Here is a 19,331-nt window from a genome sequence, read left to right as displayed (position 1 = left end):
CGCTCGGTGCGGGGGTCGGTCAAGCGACCTTGAATCGGGAAACGGACGTGCGCAGCGCCTCGGCAGAGCGGGACAGCTCATGCACCATCTGGGCGGTAGAGCGCGTGCCCTCCGACGTCTGCTCGGTCACCGCGAAGATGTGCTGGATGTTGGACGCCACTTCGTTGGCATGCTCCGCTTCCTGCTGCGCCTGGGTCGAGATCTGTCCGATCAGGCTGTCCAGTTGGCGCGACACGCTGTCGATGTCTTCCAGGGCTTTACCGGCCGCGTCAGACAGTTGCGTACCTTCCACCACACCGCGCGTCGAGCGCTCCATGGCGGCCACCGCGTCGTGGGTGTCGGTCTGAATGGTCTTCACCAGCGCGGCGATTCGGCGCGTGGCATCGCCGGAGCGTTCGGCCAGTCGCTGCACTTCTTCCGCAACCACCGAGAAGCCGCGACCGGCTTCACCGGCAGACGCTGCCTGAATGGCCGCGTTCAGAGCCAGCACGTTCGTCTGTTCCGTAATGTCCGAGATCAGCTCCGTGATCTCGCCGATTTCCTGAGAAGACTCGCCCAGTCGCTTGATGCGCTTGGAGGTCTCCTGGATGGAGTCACGGATGGTGTTCATACCAGCGATGTTGTTCTGCATCGCGGACAAGCCTTGTTCAGCGGCCTGACGGCTTTGACGTGCCACATCGGCCGTCGTCTGCGCCTGCGCGGACACCTCGGTGATTCGACCCGCCATGCCGAGCACAGCCTCGCCGGTGGCGCGGATCTCGTGCAGCTGTTCCTTGGAAGCGGCCAGCAGGTCGGTGGACGTCTGGTCCACCGCGCCGGTCGTGTCCGTCACGCGGGCTGCCGTGGCCTGCACCTGGCCGACCAGGTTGCGCAGTTCCTCCACCGTGTAGTTCACGGAGTCGGCGATCGCGCCGGTGATGTCTTCCGTCACCGTGGCTTGCTGTGTCAGGTCACCTTCAGCGACGCTGGCCAGTTCGTTCATCAAACGCAGAATGGCGGCCTGGTTGGCGTCGTTGACGCGCTTGGCTTCTTGCTCTTGCGCCTCCGCTTCGCGGCGCTGGGCTTCGGCAAGCTCGGCACGACCGGCCTGGTCGGCCAGGTAGAGCCGCAGGAAGCCGACGGCGCCGACGATCAGGGCGGCCAGGGACAGGATCAGCAGGATGATGAGGCCGGCACCGGCACCGCCGGACTTTTCCAGCTCGGCAGCGGTCTGCTCCAGGCCTTTGCGCAGCGGTTCGGAGTCGTTCAGGATGGCCGTCTGGGCTTCACGAGCCGACACCAGGCCCTGCAGGTTGCCCAGAATGGCGGAGGCCTGCGTGCGGGTCTGCTCGTACTGCTTGAGCAGGGTCTGCAGGCGTTCCTTCAGCTGCGGGTCACGCGCGGCGTTCAGGCGCAGCTCGGGGCTGCCGCTGATCAGGGCCTCGGTGATGAGCTTGAAGGAGTTCAAGTCCTTGCCCAGCAGGAACACGGCTTCGGGGCTCACGCCTTCCTGCGTCAGGAATTCGTTGGCGCTCTTGCCGATACGCTGGGTCAGCATCACGAGCTGACCGACCGCGGAGACTTCACCCGCCGAAGAACCGATCTGCAGGGCTTGAGATGACACGGCCTCGGCGCTTTCCAGCAGGTCGCTGGACTGGCGGTTGATGGCGCGCAGCGCCTGGCCCACCTGGGTCAGGATCTTTTCCTGGGCCTGCACGACCTTGCCGTTCTTCTCGGCGCGCTCGACCAGGGGCTTGAGGCCGTCCAGCGTCGGCTGCACGGCATCGGGCGCCTTGGCCAGATCACCTTCACCGGTGCGCAGGTTGTTGACGACGCCGCTCAGCGTGCTGACCGATTCGCGCAGTTCGGCGAAGGCGGCCGGATTGCCCACCAGGGCCGCGGACACGGACTTGGCCATGCGCTGCGAATGCATCAGCGCCTGGCCGGAAGCACGCACCTGGGCCGCGCTGCGGTTGGAGCTGGCCAGCACCAGCGAGACCGAGACCGCCGTACCAACCAGGCCGAGGGCGACCAGACCCGTCAGCACGCGCTGGCGGTGGCGGCCGAACAGGTCGGTCAGCTTCTCGGCGCCCGTGGCCGCCTGGGGCGTCGGCAGCATGGTCGGGTCGGCGGCCTGGGTCGTCGGCGCGAAATTCATCGTGCTGCTGGGCGGGAACTCGCTGTTCGGGCCCGGCTCCGTCGGCACGGCCGGCGAAATGATGGACGGTGCTTCCGTGCGCGGATAGATCTGCGTCGGCATCTCCACGCCGGCGAGCGTGGAATCGGCATTGCGGGTGGCGTCGAAGCCCGCGCTTCCGCGCGAATCGATGGTCGTGTCGACACCTTCCGGCGGCGCCAGCGGCAGATCATCGGCTTCGGACTTTCCCCTGATTTTGTCCAGCAGGCTCATCTCACCCTCGTCCTTCAGTGTTTGTGATGTCCGCGTTTTGAAGCGGCTCGGAGCTCGTAAGCTTGGAAATAGATGTGTGCATCACGCGACGATGTGCAGGAAATTCTCCTGCCGCGACAACGCCTCGAGATTGATTTCTTGCCAGTTGCGGCCGGCTTCGTCGCGGCGCAGCTGGCCGGCAAAGCGAGGCAGCGGCCCGGCGGGCTGCTGGGGCGCCAGCGGCAGTTGCTCGTCGCTTCGCAGGCCGGCCAACCGGTCCACGAGCAGCGCGCAGTTCAGATTCAGATCGCTGCCCAGCGACACCAGGCGGCTGTTTGCGGCCACGGCGCGACCGGGCGTGGGGTCGCGCAGGCCGAGATACACGGCCAGGTCGACCACGGTGAACAGGCCGCCGCGCAGATTGGCCACGCCAGCCAGCCAGGGCTTGGCATAGGGCACCGGCTTGATCGGCACGGGGGCGAAAATTTCGCTCGCCTGCTTCAGCGAGAACAGCAGGCCCGCGCCGGCGCATTCGACCGCCAGCCAGTTCGCGATGAGCGTCTGCTCACGCGCGGCCTGCATGCGCTCGGCCAGGCGCTGCTGGAGCTCACGGAGTGCGGTCTTGTTTGCCATGGTCAGCCGAGAGCCTTGATCTTGGCCAGCAGTTCTTCGGCCTTGACGGGCTTGACGACATAGTCGCTGGCGCCTTGGCGCATGCCCCAGACCTTGTCGGTCTCCTGGCCCTTGCTGGTGCACATGATGATGGGGATGCCGATATAGCGCTCGTCACGGGTGATGGCGCGGGTCAGCTGGAAGCCGTTCTGGCCCGGCATGACGACGTCCATCAGGATCAGGTCAGGCTTGCCTTCGGCCAGGCGCTTCATGGCTTCCTCGGCGTTCTCGGCCGTGCGGACATTGAAGCCGCGCTTGACCAGCATCTCCGAAAGGGCATGCAGTTCGGTCTTGGAATCATCAACCAGCAGGATGTTCTGAATGCTCATGGCAGTTCTCTTTCTTTACGTGCTTCTCAGGGCCGGTGCTGCAGCACCGCCTGAAGCAGCTGGTCCTTGGTGAAAGGCTTGGTCAGGTAGTCCTGCGAGCCCACCATGCGCCCGCGGGCCTTGTCGAAGAGGCCGTCCTTGGACGACAGCATGATCACCGGCACTCCCGAAAACTGCGGGTTGCGCTTGATGATGGCGCAGGTCTGATAGCCATCCAGGCGCGGCATCAGGATGTCGCAGAACACGAGATCGGGATGAAAGTCGCCCAGCTTGGCCAACGCGTCAAAGCCGTCCTCCGCCAGGGCCACCGTATGGCCGCCCTGCTTCAGGAAAATCTCCGCGCTGCGGCGGATGGTGTTGCTGTCGTCGATGACCAGGATGCGGGTAGGTCCCGCACCGGAAACTTGCTCGTTCAAACGTCGTCTCCTCGAAACTTCAGCTCGGGGTCAGGCCTTCTCGGCCCCCCGTGAGGCTTTTGAGGCCGAGTCAGATGCGCACCATCTCAAAATCCTCTTTGCGGGCACCGCAATCGGGGCAGGTCCAGTTCATGTCCACATCGGCCCAGGCGGTGCCGGGCGCAATGCCATGCTCAGGATCGCCTGTCGCTTCGTCATAGATCCATCCACAGATCAGGCACATCCAGGTACTGGGTTCGCTCACGGTGCTTAGAGTTTGCTCACTACAATCGAATCATTCTAGCCAGGGCCCGAGAGCGCAATGCTGAGGGCAAACGCCTGTGCCCAGGGCCTCATAAGCGCCCTTTTAGCGGCAGACTCCACGCTTTGCGGCACCAATTGACCGCATCCGCAACGACCTTCCCATGAGCCCAACACCCCTCACCACCGACCCCGAGGTCGATGAACCCCAGGACGAGCAGGAGAGCCCGCCGCCGGCCTGTGTGCTCAGTTTCAATGCCAGCGACGCCTCCGGCGCCGGTGGCCTGGCCGGCGACGTGGCCACCATAGCGGCCATGGGGGCCCACTGCCTGCCCGTCGTCACGGCCGTCGTGCTGCGCGACACGGCCGAGGTCTTCGAGCACGAGAACCTCGATCCCGACACTGTCGCCGAGCAGGCCCGCCACATCCTCGAGGACGTGCCCATCACCGCCTGGAAGGTCGGCTTCCTCGGCAACGCCGAGGCGGTGGCCGCCGTCGCCGAGGTGCTGAGCGACTATCCGGATGTACCTCTGGTTACTTATTTGCCCTCGGTCGCCTGGATCGACGAAGACGACCAGCAGAGCTATCTGGACGCCGTGCGCGAGCTGGTGCTGCCGCAGACGGCGGTCCTGGTGGGCAACCACAAGACCATGACCGACTTCCTGCTGCCCGACTGGGACAACGAGCGCGCGCCGTCGGCCCGCGAGCTGGCCGTGGCCGCGGCCCAGGCCGGCGCCCAGCATGTGCTGGTGACCGGCATCCAGCTGCCCAACCAGTTCGTGGACAACGTGCTGGCCAACGCCCAGGGCCCCATCACGGGAGAGAAGTTCGAGCGCTTCGAGACCGCCTTCGTCGGCTCCGGCGACACGCTGTCGGCGGCCCTCGCGGCCCTGCTGTCGGTGGGCGCCGAACTGCACTCGGCCGTCAGCGAGGCCCTGTCCTTCCTGGACCAGTCGCTGGACGCGGGCTTCCGCCCCGGCATGGGCAATGTCATTCCCGACCGCTTCTTCTGGGCCCTGCCCGCCGCCGACGAGGAAGGCGGCGAGCCGCCCGACTTCGAGCCCGATCCCGAACCCGAGCAGCCGCCCAAGACGCCGCGGCGCATGCACTAATTTCCTGATCCTGTCCCCATGGCCAGCAATATCGAGCTCTTCGAGCGCGCCGCGCGCGTCATTCCTGGTGGCGTCAACTCGCCCGTGCGCGCCTTCCGCGCCGTCGGCGGCACGCCTCGTTTCATCGCCCGCGGTGACGGCGCCTACATCTTGGATGCCGAAGGCAAACGCTACGTCGACTACATCGGCTCCTGGGGCCCGATGATCCTGGGCCACGGCCATCCGGCCGTGCTGGAGGCCGTCACGAAGGCCGCCGCAGAGGGCTTCTCCTTCGGTGCACCGACCGAGCGAGAGATCGAGCTGGCCGAGGAGATCCTCAAGCTTGTGCCCAGCATGGACCAGGTGCGCCTCGTCAGTTCGGGCACCGAAGCGACGATGAGCGCCATCCGCCTGGCTCGCGGCGCCACCGGCCGCGCCAAGTTCATCAAGTTCGAGGGCTGCTACCACGGCCATACCGACGCCCTGCTGGTCAAGGCCGGCTCGGGCCTGGCCACCTTCGGCCACCCCACCAGCGCCGGCGTCACGCCAGGCGCTGCGGCCGACACCGTGGTGCTGGAATACAACAACGTCGAGCAGCTCGAAGCCGCCTTCGCCCAGTACGGGGCTGAGCTGGCCTGCGTCATCATCGAGCCCATTGCCGGCAACATGAATTTCGTGCGCGCCTCCCTGCCCTTCATGACGGCGCTGCGCAAGCTCTGCACCCAGCACGGCGCCCTGCTGGTGCTGGACGAGGTGATGACGGGCTTCCGCGTCGGCCTGGGTTCGGCGCAGGCCCACTATGCGAAGCTGATTCCCGGCTTTGCGCCCGACATCTCGGTCTTCGGCAAGGTCATCGGCGGCGGCATGCCGCTGGCCGCCTTCGGCGCGAAGCGCGAGGTCATGCAACATCTGGCGCCCCTGGGTGGCGTCTACCAGGCCGGCACCTTGTCCGGCAACCCGGTGGCCACGGCCTGCGGTCTGGCGACGCTGCGCGAGATCCAGAAACCCGGCTTCTTCGAGTCGCTGTCGGCCAAGACCTCGCAGCTCGTCGACGGCCTCAAGGCCGTGGCGAGAGAGAACAGCGTGCCTTTCAGTGCCGACTGCGAAGGCGGCATGTTCGGCTTCTTCCTGCTGCCCGAGCTGCCGCAGAACTACACCACCGTCATGACGACGGACAAGGAGCGCTTCAACCGCTTCTTCCATGCGATGCTGGACGCCGGCATCTATCTTGCTCCGGCCTTGTACGAAGCGGGTTTCGTGTCGGCGGCGCACAGCGAGGCCGACATCGAGGCCACCCTCGCGGCCGCGCGCACCGCCTTGCGCTGATCCTTTGACGCCCTGAGGGGCGCGCTGACATGCATCTCCACATCCTCGGCATCTGCGGCACCTTCATGGGCGGCCTCGCGGCACTCGCGCGCGAAGCCGGCCACAAGGTCACGGGCTGCGACGCCAACGTCTACCCGCCGATGAGCACCCAGCTCGAGGCCCTGGGCATCGAGCTGATCACCGGCTTCGGCGCCGAGCAGCTGGAGCTCAAGCCCGATGTCTTCGTCATCGGCAACGTCGTCACCCGCGGCGAGCGCTTCCCGCTGATGGAAGCCATCCTCGACGCCGGCCTGCCCTACACGTCGGGCCCGCAATGGCTGGCCGAGCATGTGCTGCAGGGCCGCCATGTGCTGGCCGTGGCCGGCACGCATGGCAAGACGACGACGACGTCCATGCTGGCCTGGATCCTGGAACATGCGGGCCACAAGCCCGGCTTCCTGGTGGGCGGCGTGCCGCAGAACTTCGGCGTATCGGCTCGTCTCGGCGAGGGCAAGGCCTTCGTCATCGAGGCGGATGAGTACGACACCGCTTTCTTTGACAAGCGCAGCAAGTTCGTGCACTACCGCCCGCGCACGGCCATCCTGAACAACCTCGAGCACGACCACGCCGACATCTTCCCGGACCTGGCCGCCATCGAGACCCAGTTCCACCACCTCGTGCGCACCGTACCCGCGAGCGGCCGCCTGGTCGTCAACGCCCGCGAGGAGGCCCTGCAGCGCGTCATCGCCCGCGGCTGCTGGAGCGAGGTGCAGCGCTTCGGCGCCAAGAAAGAAGAAGCCGGCATGCTGCGCGCCCGCGGCGAGCCGCAGGCCTTCGACGTGCTGCGCGGCAGCTTGAAGGTTGCCCGTGTGGAATGGGGCCTGATCGGCGAGCACAACCAGCTCAATGCGCTGGCCGCCATTGCGGCGGCCGAGCATGTTGGCGCGCCGCCCGAGCAGTCAGCCGCGGCCCTGGCCGAGTTCCAGAACGTGCGCCGGCGCATGGAGCTGCGTGGCGAAGCGCGTGGCATCAAGGTCTACGACGACTTCGCGCACCATCCGACGGCCATCCGCACCACCATCAACGGCCTGCGCCGCCGCGTCGCGCCGGCCGACCGCATCCTCGCCATCTTCGAGCCGCGCTCCAACACGATGAAGCTTGGGACGATGAAGGCTCAACTGCCGTGGGCATTGGAGGAGGCCGACCTCGCCTTCTGCAATCAGCAGGGGCTGAGCTGGGATGCGAAGGAGGCGCTGGCGCCGATGGGTCAGCAGGCTGTGGTGGGCGCGGATGTGGATGAGTTGGTGGCTGCTGTCGTCAAGGTGGCGAAGCCTGGGGATCACTTGCTCTGCATGAGCAACGGTGGCTTCGGTGGCATTCACGAGAAGCTGTTAGCTGCGCTGGGGAAGTAGCCGCTTCATCGCTGCATTGCCGGGAGTCCGTCTCGGCGGCCGGGTAACTTTCTTCTGCGGGGCCAGAAGAAAGTCACCAAAGAAGAGGCCCTGAACCGCACACCATCCCGACGCCGCAATGGGCGGCGCGCGAAAACGGCCAGCGGCATTGCGGGAAGACGCGACCCGCTTCGCTCTCGCTGCTGTCCCTATGAAGAGCACCATCGCTCGCAACAGCGGGCCAATGAACGCGCGGCTGCACGCCGGGCTCACGAGAAATGCCAAATGCAGCGTCGCTCGGGCGACGCGGCTGTTCGGTATTTCCTGGTGAGCCCGGCGTGCAGCCGGCGTTAACGGTGGTGAAGCGGCGATCCGTGATGGTCGTCACAGGGACAGCAGCGAGAGCGCAGCGGGTCGCGTGTAGGCACGGCCCCACTCCGAGCACCGCGAGCGCACGACACCTCTCGAGTGCGGATTGCGTTAGCGCTCTTCTTTGGTGACTTTCTTCTGGCGCGTCAGAAGAAAGTTACCCGCCCTCGCCGGGCGGATTCCGGCGGCACTGCATACGAGTCATGAGGACGCCGGCAAAGGCAAGCTACCCAAACTCACTTCCCGTACAACACCATCTGCGTACACCGGAACAAGGCCATCGTCTTCCCCGTGTCCTTGTTCGTGACCACCGCATCCCACACCTGCGTCGTCCTCCCCAGGTGCACCGCCTTGGCCACGCAGGCAATCGTGCCCTCGCGCGCTGTGCCGAGGTGGTTGGACTTCAGCTCCACCGTCGTGAAGCCCACGGCCCCTTCCGGCAGCGCCTGCACACAGCCATAGCCCGCGCAGGTATCCGCCAGCGTGACCACACTGCCCGCGTGCAGAAAGCCGTTGGGGGCCATCAGCTCGGGCCGCACCGACAGCTCGGCATGGATCTCGCCGGGCTTCACGTCGGTGATGACGATGCCGAGATAACCAGGCAGGTTGTGAGCACCGAATTGATTCAGTTGGTCGGGTGTGGACATGGCGGATTTCTCGAAGTGGCGGCCATGCTATGACAAGAAAAAAGGCCGGCATGAAGCCGGCCTTTTGACAAAGCGCGAAGCCGATCAGCCGCGCACCAAAGTCGCCTTCAGCATCGAGTTCAGCATGTCCAGCGTCTCGGCCAGATGGGCGCGCGTCTCGACCGACAGGCCCGGCTTGGCCGACGCCACGCGCAGCTCGTTGGCGAGCTGGCTGGCATGCCAGCGGGCCATCGAGAAGGCGTCGGCATAGACCGTCGCGCCGTTGGTCGCGCGGTTCAGTTGCCCCTGCAGGCGGCGCAGGTACTCGCGCTGCAGGCTGCGGCGCATGCGGTCGATCTCGGCACCGGTCTTCAGCTCGCTGAAGATGGCGCCCTGCAGCGTGCCGTAGACCTCGCTCAGCGACACCGCGCCCTTGCGCTGGGCTTCGGGCAGGTAGGCGCCCTGCTCGATGAGGCGGCGAGCCGTGTTGGGCGACATCAGGCGGTCCAGCACGCGGCCCTGCAGCGCGGCCACGCTGTCGGGGATGGACAGCGGCAGGCCGCGATCCCACTCGTTGTAGTCCAGGGTCTGAGTGACGAGGAACTCGGGCTTGAACTTGAACGAATCGCTGGACAGCAGGCCGCTGGCGATGAAGCGCAGGGCTTCACGCTGCTGGACGTTGTCCACCGGCTTGAAGGCCGGGCCGGTCGTGACACCCGGCACCACGCGCTCGGCATACAGGCCCCCGACGTATTTGCTGATGTTGTTGGCCGTCATGCCCAACTGGCGGAAGCTCTCGAAGATGGAGCGGCGGTTGCGCAGCGGGTCGTCGCCGACGGCGGCCGGGCGCGACTGCACGCGTTCCCACAACTCCTGGCTCAGCTTCAGGCGCTTCTTGGCATAGGCCAGGGGGTCGTCACCCAGGTCGCGCTGGTTGGTGCGCGGGTCGAAGCCGTCGTAGGGGCCGCCAACGCCCTGGTCGAAGTCGTCGCCATAGGCCAGCTGCGGCTCGGTCGAGCGCGCGGCGATCTTGGCCAGTTCGGCCGCTTCCTGCTCCGCGGCGATCGGCTTGTAGGCGTACTCGATGGCCCAGTAGTCGTAGGCGCCCAGCGTCGTGTTGGTCAGGCTGGCCTTGGGCTCGCCCTTCAGCGGCAGGTTGTAGGCGTTGTAGTCCATCACCGAGTTGGAGATGCCATGGGCCTCGGTGAAGGCCTTGTCCTTGAGCTGGGCCTGGGTGATGGTCGTGGAGGAACGGAAGTTGTGCTTCAGGCCCAGGGTGTGGCCGACCTCGTGCATGACCACGTCCTTGATGACGGCCTGGGCCAGGGCCTCGGCCTCGGGACCGTTCATGTCCATGCCGTCGCGCAGCGACAGCAGGTCCAGCGCGAAGCCGAGCTCGTTGGCCTGGTCGGCCATGTAGCTGCAGTTCTGCTCGGCCAGGTGCTGGCTGCGCTCGCCCATCCAGGCGCTGTTGAAGGCTTGGGCGCCCGGCAGGATGTCGTCGGTGGCCAGGCGGCGCGAGCCGCGGCCGAAGACGTCGCTCATGCCGATGTCCGCGTCCAGGATTTCGCCGGTGCGCGGATCGCGGTTGCTCGGGCCGATGGCGAAGCCGACGTCGGAGCCGGTGAACCAGCGGATGGACGCGTGCGTCGAGTCCATGTTGTCCCAGTCAGCATCGTCGGGCTGCTGCTTGGCCTGCACGGCGTCCTTGAAGCCGATTTTCTCGAAGGCCTTGTTCCACTCCTCGATGCCGGCCTTGACCGCGGCGCGGTACTTCTCGGGGATGTTCTTGTCCATCCAGTAGACGATGGGCTGGACCGGCTCGGACAGGGCGGCGGCCGGGTCCTTCTTCTCCAGGCGCCAGCGGGCAATCATGTGCACGCGCGGGTTGGCGTTGAGGTCGTCGCCGAAGTCGGCGTAGCTCTCCATGAAGTGGCCCAGACGCGGGTCCGCATGGCGCACGGCGGCCGGCGCTTCAGGCAGGGCACGGAAGCTGTAGACGAAGCTGAAGAACATCGAGCGCGGGTCCGGCGTGGCCTGGGGCGGCGTCGGCGTCGGCACGGGCGGCGGCACCAGGGCCGGCGCCGGGATGCGTGGCGTGGCGAAGTGCACGCGCGAGGTCAGCGTGGACACCTGGGCATCGGCGCGCGTGGCCTCGATGAAGGAATTGGTGCGGTCGGGCGCGAACGGCAGGCGGTAGGCGAACTCCAGGCGCGTCGAGTAGCCGGGGATGTCGCCCAGCAGCAGGCCGCTGGCATCGACGAGCACCGACTTGCGGTCCGGGTGGTCGGCGCTGGCCACCGGCGTGGCGGCGATCAGGCTGGGCGAGAAGGCCTGCTCGATGGCCAGCTTGCTGGACGGGTTGGCGGTGCGGAACTTGGTGTTCAGCGCGATCAGCTGCACATGGTTGCCGATGCGGCGCCATTCGGCCATCTCGTCGCCCAGCATCTGGCTGGCGTACAGACCCCGCTCACCCACGGCGTTGGCCACGTTGACGCTGAACAGGAAGGGCTTGTTGAAAGCCTCCTTGGGGATCTCGATCCAGACCTTCTCGTCCTTGCGCCAGATCGGGAACAGGCCCGGCTGCTCCTTGGCGCCCTTGATGACGTCGGCAAAGGGCTTGGGGGCGGTGGGGTCGGCCGCGGGGCGTGCGCTGCCGGGAGCGGAGGCGGCACCGGCGGGAGCAGGCGGGGTCTGGGCTTGGGCGACCGCAGCCATTGCGAGCAGGACGGCGGTGGCCAGGGCGGTGCGGGACATCGGATTCATGGGGCGGTCCGGGAATGCGGAAAGGCAGGCACTGTGGCGGGCAGCGACACTCGCGTCAATCCGCGTCCGCCCCCGTCGCAGGGGCACAAAACTTCACGTCAAAACTTCCGTCATGGATCTCACACATCTGCTCTATTTGCACGGCTTTCGCTCCTCGCCGGCCTCGGCCAAGGCGCGCCGCATGGCAGCCTGGGCAGCCGAACAGGGCCTGAGCTTCGTGGCACCGCAACTGCCGCCCTCGCCGCTGGAGGCCATGGAGCTGGTCGCCGGCCTCATCCAGGGTTGGCCGGCACAAGGCGCCGCCGTCATCGGCAGCTCGCTGGGCGGCTTCTATGCCACCTTCGTTGCCGAGCAGCCGGCCCACCGCGGCTGGCGCGCCGCCGTACTGAACCCGGCCGTCGACCCGGCCCGCGACCTGGCCCGCCACATCGGCACGCTGACGGCCTGGCACGACCCGCAGCTGCAGTTCGAGTTCACGGCCCGTCATGTGGCCGAACTGGCCGCGCTGAGGCCGCCGGCGCGGCTGCACAACCCCGCCCGCTACTACGCGCTGATCGCCAAGGGCGACGAATTGCTGGACTGGCGCGAGATGCTGGCCCGCTATGCCGGCTGCGACGGCGAAGTGCTGGAGGGCAGCGATCATGGCCTCACCGATTTCGACGACCATCTGCAACCCCTGACGGAATTCCTGACGAAGCCATGACGACGATGAAACTCCAGAACAAGGTCTGCATCATCACGGGCGCGGCCCAGGGCATCGGCCTGGCCACTGCGCTGAAATTCGCCCGCGAAGGCGCCATCGTCATCGCCTGCGACCTGCGCCCCGAGGGCGTCGAAGCCGCCGTCAAGGCCTGCGAGAGGCTCGGCGCCACCGCCCAGGGCTACACGGTGGACGTGGCCGACCGCGTGTCGGTCGACCTGATGGTGGCCGCCGTGCTGGCCGACTTCGGCCGCATCGACGTGCTGGTCAACAACGCCGGCATCACCAAGGACGCCCGCCTGCAGAAGATGACGCTGGCCCAGTTCGATGCCGTCATCGACGTCAACCTGCGCGGCGTCTTCCACTGCGCCCAGGCCGTGGCCGACACCATGGTGGCGCAGGGTTCGGGCGTTATCCTGAATGCCTCGTCGGTGGTCGGCATCTACGGCAACTTCGGCCAGACCAATTACGCGGCCGCCAAGTTCGGCGTCATCGGCTTCACCAAGACCTGGAGCCGCGAGCTTGGCCCCAAGGGCGTGCGCGTCAACGCCATCGCTCCCGGCTTCATCGACACCCCCATCCTCGGCACCATCCCCGACAAGGTGCTGGAGGAGATGCGCGCCCATGTGCCGCTGAAGCGCCTGGGCAAGCCCGAGGAGATCGCCAACGTCTACGCCTTCCTGGCGAGCGACGAAGCGAGCTACGTGAACGGCGCGGTCATCGAGGTCTCCGGCGGCATGACAGTCTAGAACGGGAAGCCCCTCGTTCAGCCGCACACCGCTGAACGAGGGGCGTCTGACCGGTCCCCCGAGGGGACGGCAATGCTTGCGGCATCGAGCCGCAAGCACATTGCCAACGCGGGCCGGCTAGGGAGCGGCCCGTCGCTCGGCCCGAACGGCACAACGCCCGGCGCCCTGGAGAACTGAGGCGACAATCCCAGACTTATGTTTGCGCTTTTTGATGACGCCGGGAAATTCCTCGCCGGCCGGGTGATGTCGGAGGCCGATGCCTCGCTGCAGGTCGAGCTGGACTCGGGCAAGCGGGTCAAGGTCAAGTCCGCCAATGTGCTGTTGAAATTCGAACAGCCGGCGCCTGCCGTGCTGCTGGCCGAGGCCCGCCAGCTGGCCGACGAGATCGACCTGGACCTGGCCTGGGAATTCGCCCCCGAGGGGGAGTTCGGCTTCGCCGACCTGGCCCGCGACTATTTCGATGCCAAGGCCGGCATCGTGCAGCAGGCCGCCGCCCTGTTCCGCCTCTTCGACGCGCCGCACTATTTCCGCCGCGCCGGCAAGGGCCAGTTCAAGAAGGCCCCCGAGGACATCGTCAAGGCCGCGCTGCTCGGCATCGAGCGCAAGCGCCAGCAGCAATTGCAGATCGAGGCCTGGGCCGAAGAACTGGTGCAGGGCGCCTGCCCCCAGCCCATCCAGGACCAGATCTACAAGATCCTCTTCAAGCCCGACAAGAACGGCCCCGAGTACAAGGCCGTCGTCGAGGCGAGCAAGCGCTCGCACAAGGCGCCGCTGGACCTGCTGCAGGCGGCCGGCGCCATCACCAGCCCCTACCAGTTCCACTGGAAGCGCTTCCTGTTCGAGAACTTCCCCAAGGGCGTCGGCTTCCCGGCCCTGACGGCGCCGGCCATCAAGGACGAACTGGCGCTGAGCCCGGTGCAGGCCTTCTCCATCGACGACTCGCAGACCACCGAGATCGACGATGCGCTGTCGGTACAGGGCCTGGGCACGGGCACCGTCACCTTCGGCGTGCACATCGCCGCCCCCGGCCTGGCCATCACGCCGGATTCGGCCGTCGACAAGGTGGCCCGCGAGCGCCTGTCCACCGTCTACATGCCGGGCTGGAAGCTGACCATGCTGCCCGACGAGGTCGTGCAGGCCTACACGCTGATCGAGGGCCGTGACTGCCCGGCCGTGTCCATCTATTTCACGATGGACGAGGCGACGTTCGAGATCAAGAGCCGCGAGACCCGGCTGGAGCGCGTGCACATCGCCGCCAACCTGCGCCACGACAAGCTGGACGGCATCGTCACCGATGCCACGCTGTCGGGCGAAGCGCCGGCAGACTATCTGTTCGCTCCAGAACTCGCCTTCACCTGGCGCATGGCCAAGCATCTGAAGGCCCAGCGCGAGGTGGTGCGCGGCAAGCCCGAAAACTTCAACCGGCCCGACTACAACTTCCGCCTCGCCGGCGAGCGCTCGGAAGCGCCCAACGGCAGCGAGTCGGTCGAGATCAGCGTGCGCGCCCGCGGCAGCTCGCTGGACCTGATCGTGGCCGAGGCCATGATCCTGGCCAATTCCGCCTGGGGCGGTTGGCTGGCCGAGCTGGGCCTGCCCGGCATCTACCGCAGCCAGGCCAGCCTCGCGCCCGGCATCAAGGTGCGCATGGGCGTCAAGGCCCTGCCCCACGCCGGCATGGGCGTGTCCAGCTACACCTGGGCCAGCTCGCCGCTGCGCCGCTATGTCGACCTGGTCAACCAGTGGCAGATCATTGCCGCCGCCCGGCATGGCAAGACGGCGGCGCTGGTCGCGCCCTTCAAGCCCAAGGACGCCCAGCTCTTCTCCATCATCTCGGGCTTCGAGGCCGCCTATGCGGCCTACAACGGCTTCCAGAATGGCATCGAGCGCTTCTGGACGCTGCGCTGGCTGCAGCAGAACGGCACGACCGAGCTGACCGCCAGCGTCATGAAGGAAGGCCTGGTGCGGGCCGACGATCTGCCCCTGGTCTTCAAGGCCCTGGGCTGCGACTCTCTGCCGCGCGGCAGCCATGTGAAGGTGCGCATCACCGGCCTGGACGAGATGACGCTGGACGTGCATGCCACGCTGATCGAACGTCTGGACGAGACGGCGCCGGCCGACGAATCCGAAGGCGACGATGACGAGCTCGAGGCCGCGGCGGCACCGCTGACGCTCGCGATCGACGTCAACGAAGCTGAGCCGGCCGAAGCCGCGTCGTCCAACTGAAGATGCCCAAGCTCAGCACGCTGCAGATCGCGCTGGCGTTTTCGCTTGGCGTGCATGCCGCACTGCTGAGCCTGCGCATTGCCGCGCCCGAGGCCTTCAATCGCATCTTCCAGGACACGCCGCTCGAGGTGGTGCTGGTCAACACGCGCTCCAACGAGCCTCCCGTCAAGGCCCAGGCCCTGGCCCAGGCCAACCTGGCTGGCGGGGGCAATATGGAGACCGGCCGGGCGACATCGCCGCTGCCGCCCGCGCGACAGAACGAGATGGGCGACGCGGCCGAATCGCAGAGCTCGCATATCGCCCAGTTGCAGCAGCAGCAACAGCAGTTGCTGACCCAGGTGAGACGGGAGTTGGCCCTGCTGCCGCCGCCCGACCCGCGCCGCGAGAAGACCGACGCCACCGAGCGCGCCCTGGCCGAAAAGCGCCGCCAGCTCGTCGACCTGCTCGCCGAGATCGAGAAGCGCGTCAACGAGGAGAGCGCCCGGCCGCGCAAGCGCTATGTGAGCCCGGCCACGCGCGAGGTCGTCTACGCCCAGTACTACGACGGCCTGCGCCGCCGCATCGAGGAGAAGGGCACACGCGACTTCCCCGAATCGCGCGGCAAGAAGCTCTACGGCGAGCTGACCATGAACATCCACATCGACCACAAGGGTCGCGTCATCGAGACCGAGATCGTCGCCTCCAGCGGCAACCCGACGCTGGACCGGCGCGCCATCGCCATCGTGCAGGCGGCCTCGCCCTTCGGCAATTTCAGCAAGGAGATGCTGCGCGGCGCCGAGGTGCTGGTCATCACCTCACGCTTCAAGTTCACGCGCGACGAGAACCTGGAAACGACGCTGCAGGGGCTGCCGCAATGACGATGGACAAATACGCGGTGGTCGGCAACCCGGTCGAGCACAGCCGCTCGCCGGCCATCCACGCGATGTTTGCTGAGCAGACCGGGCAGAGCCTGGTCTACGAGCGCCTGCTCGCACCGCTGGACGGCTTCGAGGCCACGCTGCGCGGCTTCGCGGCGGCCGGCGCCAAGGGCTGCAACATCACCGTGCCTTTCAAGTTCGAAGCCTTTGCGCTGGCGACGGAGCACACGGAACGCGCGGCTCTGGCCTGCGCCGTCAACACGCTGCGCTTCGACGAAGGCGGCTGGGTCGGTGACAACACCGACGGCGCGGGCCTCGTCAACGACATCCAGCGCAACGCACGCCGACCGCTCGAAGGCCTGCAGGTGCTGCTGGTCGGCGCGGGTGGCGCGGCCGCGGGCGTGCTGGGCAGCCTGATCGCGGCCAGGCCCGCTCGCATCACCGTCGTCAATCGAACGGTCGACAAGGCCCAGAGCCTGGTGGCCAGCCACGCCCATCTGGGCGTTGAGCTTGCCGCTGCGACGCTGGCCGATGCGCCGGCGGCCCACGACATCATCGTCAACGCCACCAGCACCAGCCTCGCCGGCGCGGCTTCACCCGTCGACGCGCGCGTGCTCAAGCCCGGCGCCCTGGCCCTGGACATGATGTACGGCCCCAAGGCGCAGAGCTTCCTGGACTGGGCCGCGGCCCATGGCGCCGAGCCGCGAGACGGCCTGGGCATGCTGGTCGAGCAGGCGGCCGAGGCCTTCTTCTTCTGGCGCGGCCAGCGGCCCGACACCGCGCCGGTATTGAAGGCGCTGAGGGACTCGCTGTGATGCGCCACGTCGGCCGCCTCGTGGCCGTGCTGGCCCTGGCCGTGCTGTGCCTGCAGCTCTGGTTTGCCGGGCGCATCCTGATGATGCGCTTCATCGCGCCGCAGTCGACCAGCTTCCAGCGCAGCGAGGCCCTGCGCCTGCTGAAGGAAAAGCAGCAGGTCGCCTGGAGCCAGCAATGGGTGGACGACGCCCAGCTGGCCACCACGCTGAAGCGCGCCGTCATCGCCAGCGAGGACGACTCATTCGCCGAGCACGGCGGCGTCGACTGGGATGCGCTGAAGGGCGCCTGGAAGAAGAACGAGAAGGCGCAGGCCCGCGCCGAGGCGCGCGGCAAGCCGACGGCCAAGGTCATCGGCGGCTCGACCATCACCCAGCAGCTGGCCAAGAACCTCTTCCTGTCCGGTGAGCGCACCCTGCTGCGCAAGGGCCAGGAGCTGATCCTGACGCTGATGCTGGAGGGCCTGCTCGACAAGCGCCGCATCCTGGAGATCTATTTGAACAGCGTCGAATGGGGCGAAGGCCTGTTTGGTGCCCAGGCGGCAGCCCGCCATTACTTCCATGTCGACGCGGCACGCCTCGGCACGTTCGAGGCCGCACGCCTGGCCGTCATGCTGCCGGCGCCCAAGCGCTTCGAGCGCCAGCCCACCTCGCCCTATGTGATGGGGCGGGCCGGCGTCATCAGCGGGCGCATGAACAGCGCCCAACTTCCATGAGTGATTCGGAAGAAATCGCGGCCGCGGCCGCCCGCCTCATCGTCGACGAAGGCATGGACTGGGGGCCGGCCAAACAGCGCGCGGCCCGCGACCTCGGCGTGCCACGTGCCGCCCTGCCCGGCAACGACGAGGTCGAGGACGCGGTGCGCGAGCACATCGCCATCTTCCATGCCGACACCCAGCCGGCCGAGTTGCGCGCCCTGCGCGAACTGGCCGCGCTGTGGATGGCGCGCCTGGCCGAATTCCGCCCCCATCTGACCGGCGCCGTCTGGCGCGGCACGGCCACGCGGCTGTCCAACATCCATCTTCAGCTCTATTGCGACGACAGCAAGGCCACGGAGATCGCCCTGATCGACCGCGGCATCGATTTCGACGTGGCCGAGACGACGGCCGGCCGCGGGCGACAGGTCGACATGCTCATCCTCGACACGCCCTGCCCCGCGCTGGGCGAGCGCGTGACGCTGTGCCTGACCATCCTGGACTTCGATGACCTGCGCGGCGCCCTCAAGCCCGACGCACGCGGTCAGACCGAACGCGGCGACCTGGCCGCGCTGCAAACCCTGCTGAACGAATCGGAATGAGCCCCTCATGAGCCCAGTCTCTCGCCGCCTCATGCTGGCTGGCGCCGGTCTCGGAGCAGCCGCCCTCGGCGCCTCCCTGGCTTGGCGCAAGCTGAACCCGCCCCAGGTCTCGGCCGTCGCCCAGGCCTTCTGGACCCGCCGTTTCGCCGGCGTGGACGGCACCGAGCTGGACGTCGCCCGCTGGCGCGGCCAGCCCCTGCTCGTCAACTTCTGGGCGACCTGGTGCCCACCCTGCGTCAAGGAACTGCCGGAGATCAACCAGTTCTACAACGAGGCCAAGGGCAAGGGCTGGCAGGTGCTGGGCCTGGCGGTGGACCAGATGGACCCCGTGAAGGCCTTCCTGCAGAAGACGCCGCTGGACTTCGCCATCGCATTGGCCGGGCCGGAAGGTCTCGGGCTGGTCCGCGAACTCGGCAACGCGGCCGGGGGCCTGCCTTTTTCCCTGATCTTCAACGAATCCGGCGACATCAGCTGGCGCCGCCTGGGCGTCAGCCGGCTGGAAGAGCTGCGCGAACTGGCCAAAAGCTGAGCCACCCCGAGAATTTCCCTATCCAGCGGGAAATCGGCGCCAAAACGCGTAAAGTTCGCCCTTCCTCAATTTAGTGGTGGCTCTCTAGACCTACGGGCTGGTGCGTCACCACGCGTTTGATGCAAGTTCTTGTCCTGCATGGGCCCAACCTCAATCTGCTCGGCACCCGCGAGCCCGAGGTCTACGGTTCGCAGACTCTCGCGCAGATCGACGCCGAACTCGGCGTGATCGCGAAAGATGCCGGCGCCGCGCTGAGCAGCTTCCAGAGCAACCATGAAGGTGCTCTGGTCGACCGCATCCAGGCCGCGCGCACCGACGGCACGCGCTTCATCATCATCAACCCGGCCGCCTACACCCACACCAGCGTCGCCATCCGCGACGCGCTGGCGGCCGTGGACCTGCCCTTCATCGAGGTCCACCTGTCCAATATCCACCGCCGCGAAGCCTTCCGCCATCACAGCTATATGAGTGAGCTGGCGGTGGGCGTCATCTGCGGCCTGGGCGCCAACGGCTACCGCCTCGCGTTGCGCCACGCCCTCGATTCGTTGGGAACGGCTGGCGCCTGAAGCGGCGCCTGCCTTCCTTTCCTTT

At 67.2% G+C, this 19,331-nt stretch carries 19 protein-coding genes; 12 read left to right on the top strand and 7 right to left on the bottom strand.

Features of this window, described 5'->3' with window-relative positions:
- Positions 1–19: 19 nt before the first annotated feature.
- From ACS5PN_RS21410 to ACS5PN_RS21390, 5 genes are all read right to left on the bottom strand, one after another.
- Complete coding sequence (locus ACS5PN_RS21410; protein WP_439466034.1) at positions 20–2,389, bottom strand: methyl-accepting chemotaxis protein; 2,370 nt, start codon at positions 2,387–2,389, stop codon at positions 20–22.
- An 81-nt stretch (positions 2,390–2,470) separates the two neighbouring features.
- Positions 2,471–3,001 (bottom strand): chemotaxis protein CheW, encoded by a 531-nt coding sequence (locus tag ACS5PN_RS21405; protein ID WP_439466033.1) that lies wholly within the window; start codon positions 2,999–3,001, stop codon positions 2,471–2,473.
- Between the two features lie 2 nt (positions 3,002–3,003).
- Positions 3,004–3,369 carry a response regulator transcription factor gene (locus tag ACS5PN_RS21400; RefSeq protein ID WP_439466032.1) on the bottom strand — a complete coding sequence of 122 codons (366 nt, stop codon included), beginning with the start codon at positions 3,367–3,369 and terminating at the stop codon, positions 3,004–3,006.
- Positions 3,370–3,395: 26 nt separating this feature from the next.
- Positions 3,396–3,785 (bottom strand): response regulator, encoded by a 390-nt coding sequence (locus tag ACS5PN_RS21395; protein ID WP_439466031.1) that lies wholly within the window; start codon positions 3,783–3,785, stop codon positions 3,396–3,398.
- A 70-nt stretch (positions 3,786–3,855) separates the two neighbouring features.
- Complete coding sequence (locus ACS5PN_RS21390) at positions 3,856–4,008, bottom strand: rubredoxin (RefSeq protein ID WP_119043521.1); 153 nt, start codon at positions 4,006–4,008, stop codon at positions 3,856–3,858.
- A 181-nt stretch (positions 4,009–4,189) separates the two neighbouring features.
- Between ACS5PN_RS21390 and thiD the strand changes: the two genes are divergently transcribed.
- From thiD to mpl, 3 genes are read left to right on the top strand one after another with little or no spacing between them, the layout of a single operon-like run.
- A complete protein-coding gene (gene thiD / locus ACS5PN_RS21385) occupies positions 4,190–5,137 on the top strand; it encodes a bifunctional hydroxymethylpyrimidine kinase/phosphomethylpyrimidine kinase (RefSeq protein WP_439466030.1) in 948 nt (315 codons plus the stop codon).
- Between the two features lie 18 nt (positions 5,138–5,155).
- Complete coding sequence (hemL, locus tag ACS5PN_RS21380) at positions 5,156–6,442, top strand: glutamate-1-semialdehyde 2,1-aminomutase (protein ID WP_439466029.1); 1,287 nt, start codon at positions 5,156–5,158, stop codon at positions 6,440–6,442.
- A 29-nt stretch (positions 6,443–6,471) separates the two neighbouring features.
- Positions 6,472–7,833 (top strand): UDP-N-acetylmuramate:L-alanyl-gamma-D-glutamyl-meso-diaminopimelate ligase, encoded by a 1,362-nt coding sequence (gene mpl / locus ACS5PN_RS21375; protein WP_439466028.1) that lies wholly within the window; start codon positions 6,472–6,474, stop codon positions 7,831–7,833.
- A 584-nt stretch (positions 7,834–8,417) separates the two neighbouring features.
- Here the strand turns inward: mpl and ACS5PN_RS21370 are convergent.
- Both ACS5PN_RS21370 and ACS5PN_RS21365 read right to left on the bottom strand, forming a co-directional pair.
- A complete protein-coding gene (locus ACS5PN_RS21370) occupies positions 8,418–8,828 on the bottom strand; it encodes a PaaI family thioesterase (protein WP_439466027.1) in 411 nt (136 codons plus the stop codon).
- A gap of 84 nt (positions 8,829–8,912) precedes the next feature.
- Positions 8,913–11,573, bottom strand: a complete 2,661-nt coding sequence (locus ACS5PN_RS21365) for a zinc-dependent metalloprotease (protein ID WP_439466026.1) — start codon at positions 11,571–11,573, stop codon at positions 8,913–8,915.
- Between the two features lie 112 nt (positions 11,574–11,685).
- Here ACS5PN_RS21365 and ACS5PN_RS21360 point away from each other — a divergent pair, with 112 nt between their 5' ends.
- The 9 genes from ACS5PN_RS21360 (at position 11,686) to aroQ (ending at position 19,306) form a co-directional block, all read left to right on the top strand.
- The gene (locus ACS5PN_RS21360) at positions 11,686–12,276 is read left to right on the top strand and encodes a YqiA/YcfP family alpha/beta fold hydrolase (RefSeq protein ID WP_439466025.1); all 591 of its coding nucleotides are present in this window, start codon (positions 11,686–11,688) and stop codon (positions 12,274–12,276) included.
- A gap of 5 nt (positions 12,277–12,281) precedes the next feature.
- Positions 12,282–13,022, top strand: coding sequence for a 3-oxoacyl-ACP reductase FabG (gene fabG / locus ACS5PN_RS21355; RefSeq protein WP_439466024.1), 741 nt, complete (start codon positions 12,282–12,284; stop codon positions 13,020–13,022).
- Positions 13,023–13,217: 195 nt separating this feature from the next.
- The gene (locus ACS5PN_RS21350) at positions 13,218–15,245 is read left to right on the top strand and encodes a ribonuclease catalytic domain-containing protein (protein ID WP_439466023.1); all 2,028 of its coding nucleotides are present in this window, start codon (positions 13,218–13,220) and stop codon (positions 15,243–15,245) included.
- Entirely contained in the window at positions 15,242–16,102 is an 861-nt protein-coding gene (locus ACS5PN_RS21345; protein WP_439466389.1) for an energy transducer TonB, read from the top strand. Before ACS5PN_RS21350 ends, ACS5PN_RS21345 begins: the two co-directional genes overlap by 4 nt.
- Positions 16,099–16,917 carry a shikimate dehydrogenase gene (gene aroE, locus ACS5PN_RS21340; RefSeq protein WP_439466022.1) on the top strand — a complete coding sequence of 273 codons (819 nt, stop codon included), beginning with the start codon at positions 16,099–16,101 and terminating at the stop codon, positions 16,915–16,917. Before ACS5PN_RS21345 ends, aroE begins: the two co-directional genes overlap by 4 nt.
- The gene (gene mtgA / locus ACS5PN_RS21335; protein ID WP_439466021.1) at positions 16,917–17,630 is read left to right on the top strand and encodes a monofunctional biosynthetic peptidoglycan transglycosylase; all 714 of its coding nucleotides are present in this window, start codon (positions 16,917–16,919) and stop codon (positions 17,628–17,630) included. The genes aroE and mtgA overlap by 1 nt, the downstream gene beginning before the upstream one ends.
- Positions 17,627–18,211: a hypothetical protein gene (locus tag ACS5PN_RS21330; protein WP_439466020.1), complete on the top strand. Its 585-nt coding sequence runs from the start codon at positions 17,627–17,629 to the stop codon at positions 18,209–18,211. The genes mtgA and ACS5PN_RS21330 overlap by 4 nt, the downstream gene beginning before the upstream one ends.
- Before the next feature lie 7 nt (positions 18,212–18,218).
- Positions 18,219–18,740 carry a TlpA disulfide reductase family protein gene (locus tag ACS5PN_RS21325; protein ID WP_439466019.1) on the top strand — a complete coding sequence of 174 codons (522 nt, stop codon included), beginning with the start codon at positions 18,219–18,221 and terminating at the stop codon, positions 18,738–18,740.
- Between the two features lie 116 nt (positions 18,741–18,856).
- Entirely contained in the window at positions 18,857–19,306 is a 450-nt protein-coding gene (gene aroQ, locus ACS5PN_RS21320) for a type II 3-dehydroquinate dehydratase (RefSeq protein ID WP_439466018.1), read from the top strand.
- Positions 19,307–19,331 lie beyond the last annotated feature (25 nt).

Origin of the sequence: Roseateles sp. NT4, assembly GCF_051857475.1 — a bacterium.
GTDB lineage: Bacteria > Pseudomonadota > Gammaproteobacteria > Burkholderiales > Burkholderiaceae_C > Pelomonas.
Note: the sequence above shows the minus strand (reverse complement) of the source record. Positions and strands in the feature narration are given on the sequence as shown.